This is a genomic window from Rhodopila sp., assembly GCF_035548235.1.
Taxonomy (GTDB): domain Bacteria; phylum Pseudomonadota; class Alphaproteobacteria; order Acetobacterales; family Acetobacteraceae; genus Rhodopila.
In genome coordinates, this window is the sequence record NZ_DASZTJ010000067.1 from 1 (window position 1) to 6,592 (window position 6,592).

Below are 6,592 nucleotides of genomic sequence, written 5' to 3' on the forward strand. Positions count from 1 at the left end.
TTTTATTGCATAATACATAGATAGTTGGGTGAATCAAGCTGTGCTCTTTTTCGGCGCGCAATGTTTTCCGGAAGCCTCCTTGATCCGGCTCTGCAAATGACGGACGACATTCAATCTCTAGTTCAGTGCCCCCTTACACCCCCGCGTTCAGCTTCCGCAGGAACTGCCGCAGCCGGACCAGAAGCATCTCCGGCCTGCCATGGTTGTCCTCGACATGCGCCTCGGTCTCGCAGCGGATCCAGGCGTTGCCGCGCTTCGCCTGTGCTTCCAGGCTCTGGGTCAGCTCCGGCTTGATCCGCATCATCGCGGCGATGGATGCCCGGTCCAGGCGGTAGGCCAGGACCGGCGTCAGGGCGGTGGCGGTGAACAAGGACGGCATCCCGGTCATCAGCGCCATGCCGGCGATGCTGTCGGCGGGGCTGGCCCGCAGCAGGATGCGGGTGCCCTGCGCGTCCGTCCGCGTCACGTCGACCGTGCCGCGCGCGATCAGGAACACTGCGTCCGGCGTCTCCCCCTGGCGCACCATGATCGCGCCGGCGTCATAGTGCCGGACCTCGAAATGGTCGGCGAACAGGGCGCGCTGGTCCGGGGGCAGGGCGCCCAGAAGGTCCGAGTCCGCGATCACGTCCGCCAGCGTGGGCGGCGGCGCGGCAGGCAGGGGATCGACGCCCGGCGCGCCCAGGCCGATCCCGCAGGACCGCAGGTGCCGATGGATCAGGGTCAACGCCTCGGTGCGCGCGGCCTCGATGTCGCGGCTCATGCCGACGGTGAAGCGGACCTGGAACAGGTTGCCGTCGCCTTGCAGGCCGACGCAATTGACGGCCGGCTTCGGGCTGGACAGCGGAATCCGGCACGCCTGCGCGGCGGCCTGCAGCGCCTCGATGCACCGGCGCGGGTCGATCCGGGCGTCGATGGTGACGGGGATGGTGACGCTGCGCGTCGGCGTGGGCGCGCTGCGGTTTTCCAGGCGCGACTTCGCGATGACGCTGTTGGGGACGACGGCGATGCTGTTGTGCGGCGTGGCGATCTGGGTGGAGCGCCAGGTGATCTGCAGCACCGTGCCCTCGATCCCGCCTTCCACCCACAGCACGTCGCCGGGCTTGTAGGCATGCTCCAGCCCCATCGCGATGCCGGAGAACACGTCGGACAGCGTGCTCTGCAACGCCAGGCCCAGGACGATCGCGATCACGCCCGATGTCGCGATCAGGCCGCCGATCGGGACCTCGAAGACATAGTTGATCACGGCCAGCGCGGTCGCGGTATAGATCGCGCCGGCCAGCAGGTCGGAGACGATCTGGGTCTCGTGCGGCCGTCCCTCCAGCACCACGATCACGCGCAGGATGCCGACGGCGACGCGCGCGCCCAGCATCCACCAGGCGACCTCGGCCAGTTGCGCCCAGATGCGCAGGCCGGGTGGCAGCGGCGTCAGGTCGGAGGCGGGGACGCCGACGGAATGCTGCAACAGCAACGTGATCGCGGCGAAGACGACGATGCGGATCCCCAGCCGCAGCCACCAGGGCCGCGTCGGATCGCGGTGGGCGTCGGCGAGCGCAGCCAGAAGCAGGGCCGTCGCGACGGAGAGCGCCACCCACGGGGTGCTCATGGCGTTCGATAGCGACACGGCGATCCGATCCGGTCCGGGTTGTTGGATTTGCGATATAGCAGGTTTGCGCGCGCCGCGCCGGAAGGTCCATGCGTCCCGCATCGGGAGGTCCATGCGCTCCACGCGGGTCTGTGCTAACGGTTGGACAAGCAGGAGGAGGCCCCATGACCCGCACATTCGATGCCATCGTGATCGGCACCGGCCAGGCCGGTCCGTCGATGGCCGCGCGCCTGACCGCCGCCGGGATGACGGTGGCGGTGATCGAGCGCCACCGCATCGGCGGCACCTGCGTCAACACCGGCTGCATGCCGACCAAGACGCTGGTCGCCAGCGCCTATGCCGCCCACATGGCCCGCCGCGCCGCCGATTTCGGCGTATTGGTGGGGGAGGTGCGCATCGACATGGCCAAGGTCCATGCACGCTCCCAGAAGATCACGCACGACGCCAGTTCGGGGAACGAAACCTGGCTGCGCGGCATGGACCGCTGCACCCTGATGATGGGCCATGCCCGGTTTCAGGGCGACCGGACCGTCCGCGTGGGCGAGGAGGTGCTGACGGCGGAGAAGATCTTCATCAATGTCGGCGGCAGAGCGACGATCCCCGACCTGCCTGGGGTGGATAGGGTGCCGTATTTCACCAACAGCTCGCTTCTGGAGACCGATACGCTGCCGGATCACCTGATCGTGGTCGGCGGCAGCTATATCGGGCTGGAATTCGCCCAGGCCTATCGCCGGTTCGGGTCCCGGGTCACGGTCATCGAAAAAGGCCCGCGGCTGATCCCGCGCGAAGACCCCGACGTGTCCGCCGCGATCCAGGCCTTCCTGGAAGAGGAAGGGATCACGGTCCGGACCGAGGCGGAATGCATCCGTTTCGCACCGGGCGCGAACGGGATTTCGGCAGGCGTGGACTGCAAGAAGGGCGGGCCGGACGTGGTGGGCAGCCATGTCCTGATCGCAACGGGGCGACGGCCGAACACCGACGATCTGGGCCTGGAGACGACCGGCATCGCGGTGGACGATCGTGGCTACATCCGTGTCGACGACCGGCTGCAGACCAGCGTGCCCGGCATCTGGGCGCTGGGCGACTGCAACGGGCGCGGCGCGTTCACCCATACGTCCTACAACGATTATGAGATCGTCGCGGAGAACCTGCTGGACGGCGCCGACCGGAAGGTGACCGACCGCATTCCCTGCTATGGCCTGTTCACCGATCCTCCGCTGGGACGCGTCGGCATGACGGAAGCGGAAGCCAGGGCCACCGGCCGGCGGATCGCCGTGGGGCAGCGGCCGATGACGCGCGTGGGACGGGCGCGGGAGAAGGACGAGACCCGCGGACTGATGAAGCTCGTCGTCGATGCGGACAGCAAGGCGATCCTGGGCGCGGCGGTGCTGGGGACGGGTGGCGACGAGGCGGTCCATTGCGTGCTCGACATCATGGCCGCCGGCGGGAACGCAGAGACGCTGCGGCGCACGGTGCATATCCACCCGACGGTGTCGGAACTGATCCCGACGATCGCCGGGGAATTGAAAACACAGGAGCGGGGGAAACCATGAGAGGACTTTCCGGCCGGCGGGTGCTGCTGACGGGCGGGGCGAGCGGGATCGGCCGAGCCACCGCGACCCGCCTGGCGGAGGAGGGGTGCGCCGTCGGCATCCTCGACATCGACGAAGGCGGCGCCGCCGAGACGCTGCGCCGCTGCGACGGCAAGGGCTGGTTCCGGCGCACCGACATCACGCGGCGCGCCGAGGTCGAGGCGGCGGTCGCGGCGTTCGAGCAGGCGGTCGGGCCGATCGACTTCCTGGCCAATATCGCCGGCTGGGACGTGATCCGGAACTTCGTCGATACCGATGTCGCGCTGTGGGACAAGATCATCGCCATCAACCTGTATGGACCCCTGCATCTGCACCATGTCGTGGTCCCCGGCATGGTGAAGCGCGGGTTCGGGCGGGTGGTGAACGTGTCATCCGACGCCGGGCGCGTCGGCTCGTCCGGGGAGGCGGTCTATTCCGCCTGCAAGGGCGGCATCATCGCCTTCACCAAGACCCTCGCTCGGGAAGTCGCGCGCAAGGGCGTCACGCTGAACGTGCTGTGCCCCGGCCCGACGGACACGCCGCTGTTCGACGCGGTGAAGGCGGCGTCGCCGGACGGGGCCAAGATCGGCGAGGCGATGGCTCGCGCGGTGCCGCTGAAGCGGATCGGCCAGCCGGAGGACTATCCCGGAACGATCGCCTTCCTGCTGTCGGACGACGCGGCGTACATTACCGGCCAGACGATCAGCGTGTCCGGCGGGCTGACGATGTCCTGAACGGCGGCTTCGAGACGAAAAGGGGAAACGAACGGCATGGAAATCGACGGATACGAAGTCCTGGGCCTGGGGATCTATTTCGAGGACCTGCCTGTGGGGCGGAAGTTCCGAACCATCGGCCGGACATTGACGGAAGCCGACCTCGTCAACTTCATCGGCGTGACGGGGATGACGGAGGTGTTGTTCTCCAACACCGAGTTCCTGCGGACGGAAAGCGACATCACCCAGCGTGTCGTTCCGGGTGCGATGGTCTATGCCTTCGCCGAGGGGCTGCTGGTCCACGCCACGATGCAGCACACCGGGTTCGCGTTCCTGCACATGGAACTGGACGTGAAGGGCCCGACCTTCGCCGGCGACACGATCCATGTCGAATGCGAGGTCACCGAAAGCCGCCGCAGCGCGAGCCGGCCGGGCAGGGGGCTGGTGCGGACGTTCAATCGGGTGAGGAAGCAGGACGGGACGGTGGTTTTGACGTACAGCCCGCTCCGGATGGTGAAGGCGCGCGGGGCGTAGGGGGCGGCGTTCGCTCAGCCGCAGAGGGGATAATATCGGCCGCAGAGGGGATAATAGTGGAGGGGATAATGCGGGTGCCGCGGGTTCGTTCCGGTCAGCGCTCTTGGGGTTCGTCCCGCTCTATGCCGAAAAGCCTCTCACACCCCGGGCGGAAACGACGGTTTCCGCTTTTCCAGGTGCGATGCCAGCCCCTCCTTCACCTCCGGCCCCGAGAACCCCAGGAACTCCAGCCCCAATGAGGTATCGAAGATCGGCCCGGCCTGTCGCAGCCAGTTGTTCAGCGCGTATTTGGTGAAGCGGATGGCGCCCTGCGCGCCTTCGGCCAATTTCGTCGCGACCTCCACGGCTTTCGGATCGAGGTCCGCGTCCTCGACCGCCAAGCTGACCAGGCCGATGCGTTCGGCTTCCTCGCCCAGAAGCTGTTCGCACAGCAGCAGGTAATATTTCGCCTTCGCCATCCCGCACAGCAGCGGCCAGATGATCGCGGCGTGGTCCCCGGCCGCCACCCCCAGCCGCGTGTGCCCATCGATGATCCGGCAGTCTTTCGTTGCAATCGAAACGTCAGCCAGCATCCCGCAGACCAGGCCTGCCCCGACCGCCACCCCGCGCATCGCGCTGACCACCGGCTTCGAGCAATTGATAATGTTATAAACGATATCCCGAGCCTCACGCCATTGGCGGGTGCGGGCGTGGAAATCGTCGATGTTGGATTGGATCATCTTGAAGTCGCCGCCGGCGGAAAACACGTTTCCGGCCCCGGTGATGATCGCCGCGTTCACGCTGCCGTCCCGATCCACGTCCCGCCAGATCTCCGCCAGCTCGGCATGCATCGCATCGTCGGCCGCGTTCATCCTGCCGTTGTCCATGGTGATGCGCAGCACCTTCGGATGCGGCCGGTCGAATCGCAGCCGCGTATAGCGCGCATAGGGATCGGTCATCATGCGTCCTCCCGTATCGGCGGGGAGCGAAAGCCCCCGCCTGCAAAGCCGGCTAACCCAGCACCTCCTTGTTGATCACGTTCTCCCGGTTCGGCTGTCCGTCCAGCACGGACAGGATGTTCTTCGCCGTCGCGACCGCCATCGCCGCCACCGCCTCGGTCGTCACGCCGGCCATGTGCGGGGACGCGATGACGCTGTCGAGCTTCAGCAGGTCGTGGCCGACCGGCGCCGGTTCCTCGGCGAACACGTCCAGCCCGGCACCGCCGATATGACCCGAGGCCAGCGCCGCGTACAGCGCCGGCTCGTCGACGATGCCGCCGCGCGCGGTGTTGACCACGAACGCGCCCTTCTTCATCCGCGCCAGCCGGGCGGCATTGATCAGCCCGACGGTGTCGGGGTTCTTGGGGCAATGGATCGACAGGAAGTCGGCCTGGGGCAGCGCGGCGTCCAGGTCCGACACCGGTTCATACCCCGCGTCCGCGATCGTCTTGGCATCGACGAACGGATCGAAGACGAGCACCTGCATGTCGAACGCGGCGCAGCGCCGAGCAGAGCGGGTGCCGATGCGGCCGAAGCCCAGGATGAGGACGGTCTTGCCCGAAAGCTCCATGGGCAGGTGGCCATGCCGGTCGGTCCATTTGCCGCCGCGCACCAGCCCGTCCATGCCGCGGTTCTTCTTCGCCAGCGCGATCATCAGGTGGAAGGCCTGTTCCGCCACCGACGTCGAGTTCGCCGTGCCCGCCACCATCAGCGGCACGCCGCGCGCGGTCAGGGCCGGGACTTCCACCGCGTCATAGCCGACGCCGATGCGGGCCACGACCTGCATGGCGGGCGAGGCATCCATCTCCTTTTGCCGATACGGCGTGCCGGACAGCGCGATCCCGGCGCAGTCGGCCAGTTGCGGCAGCAGGTCCGCCTGGCTGATGCCGGCCGGGTAGATCACGGTCTCGATATCCGCGCGAGCCTTGATCACGTCGATGCCCTGCTGGCCCATCGTGTGCGGCAGCATGACCTTGCGTTTGTTGGATGCCATCGGCGACGTTTCCCTTCAGTCGAGGCGGCGACCTTAGCGCGTGTCGGCGCGGCGTGCACGAGCGCACCGGCCGGTGCTATCCTTCGGGCAACGATCGAGGGGGACCGCCATGCAGATCATCGACGCGCAGATCCATACCTGGGGCACCGGCCTGCCCAGCAACATGTCGCACCGCCAGGTGACGTCGTACACGCCGGCGG

The 6,592-nt window shown here is 67.4% G+C and carries 6 protein-coding genes; 3 read left to right on the plus strand and 3 right to left on the minus strand.

Going from position 1 to position 6,592, the window contains the following annotated elements; genetic code table 11:
- Positions 1-133: 133 nt before the first annotated feature.
- Positions 134-1,621 carry a mechanosensitive ion channel family protein gene (locus tag VHB27_RS05525; RefSeq protein WP_325598026.1) on the minus strand — a complete coding sequence of 496 codons (1,488 nt, stop codon included), beginning with the start codon at positions 1,619-1,621 and terminating at the stop codon, positions 134-136.
- Between the two features lie 146 nt (positions 1,622-1,767).
- On the opposite strand from VHB27_RS05525, the gene VHB27_RS05530 reads away from it, so the two are divergent.
- The 3 genes from VHB27_RS05530 to VHB27_RS05540 are packed head-to-tail and all read left to right on the plus strand — an operon-like array spanning position 1,768 to position 4,421.
- Positions 1,768-3,156, plus strand: a complete 1,389-nt coding sequence (locus VHB27_RS05530; protein ID WP_325598028.1) for an FAD-containing oxidoreductase — start codon at positions 1,768-1,770, stop codon at positions 3,154-3,156.
- A complete protein-coding gene (locus VHB27_RS05535) occupies positions 3,153-3,908 on the plus strand; it encodes an SDR family oxidoreductase (protein WP_325598030.1) in 756 nt (251 codons plus the stop codon). The genes VHB27_RS05530 and VHB27_RS05535 overlap by 4 nt, the downstream gene beginning before the upstream one ends.
- Before the next feature lie 36 nt (positions 3,909-3,944).
- Positions 3,945-4,421: a MaoC family dehydratase gene (locus tag VHB27_RS05540; RefSeq protein ID WP_325598032.1), complete on the plus strand. Its 477-nt coding sequence runs from the start codon at positions 3,945-3,947 to the stop codon at positions 4,419-4,421.
- A gap of 137 nt (positions 4,422-4,558) precedes the next feature.
- Here the strand turns inward: VHB27_RS05540 and VHB27_RS05545 are convergent, their stop codons facing one another.
- Both VHB27_RS05545 and VHB27_RS05550 read right to left on the minus strand, forming a co-directional pair.
- Positions 4,559-5,359, minus strand: a complete 801-nt coding sequence (locus VHB27_RS05545; protein ID WP_325598034.1) for an enoyl-CoA hydratase/isomerase family protein — start codon at positions 5,357-5,359, stop codon at positions 4,559-4,561.
- A gap of 52 nt (positions 5,360-5,411) precedes the next feature.
- A complete protein-coding gene (locus VHB27_RS05550) occupies positions 5,412-6,392 on the minus strand; it encodes a hydroxyacid dehydrogenase (protein WP_325598036.1) in 981 nt (326 codons plus the stop codon).
- Between the last annotated feature and the right edge of the window lie 200 nt (positions 6,393-6,592).